Source organism: Hydrogenophaga electricum (assembly GCF_030160815.1).
Taxonomy (GTDB): domain Bacteria; phylum Pseudomonadota; class Gammaproteobacteria; order Burkholderiales; family Burkholderiaceae_C; genus Hydrogenophaga; species Hydrogenophaga electricum.
Genome location: NZ_BSPB01000207.1, coordinates 1 through 516 on the forward strand (window position 1 = coordinate 1; position 516 = coordinate 516).

Here is a 516-nt window from a genome sequence, read left to right on the forward strand (position 1 = left end):
AAGGAACCATCATGAACACCCAACGTCGCTTCACTTCCGTTTTTGCTGCTGCCGTGCTGGCCATCGCCGCCGGTCAGGCCGTGGCCGCCGACCAGGGCCTGAGCCGCGAGCAGGTCCAGGCCGAACTGCAACAAGCCATTCGCGATGGCTCGCTGGTCGCCGGCGGCGACAGCGGCCAGACCCTGGCTGAACTCTCGCCCAACCGCTACCCGGCCGTGCAGGCCCAGGGCCTGAGCCGTGAACAGGTCAAGGCCCAGCTGCAACAGGCCCTGCGCGACGGTTCGCTGGTCGCCGGTGGTGACAGCGGCCAGACGCTGGCTGAGTTGAGCCCGGCGCAGTACGCGGCCAAGGCCGACGTGGTGAAGGTCCAGGCGGCCGCACCGGAGCAAGGCAAGACGCGCGCCGAAGTGAAGGCCGAGTTGCGCGAAGCGCTGCGCACGGGCGACATCGTGGCCGACGGCGACAGCGGCATGAAGCTCAACGAGCTCTTCCCCGGTCACTACCGCAACGTGCAGT

At 68.4% G+C, this 516-nt stretch carries 1 protein-coding gene; it reads left to right on the top strand.

Features of this window, described 5'->3' with window-relative positions:
- Nucleotides 1-11: 11 nt before the first annotated feature.
- Nucleotides 12-516, top strand: a 505-nt coding sequence (locus tag QQK43_RS23390) for a DUF4148 domain-containing protein (protein ID WP_284309668.1), incomplete at its 3' end; no start/stop codon positions are given.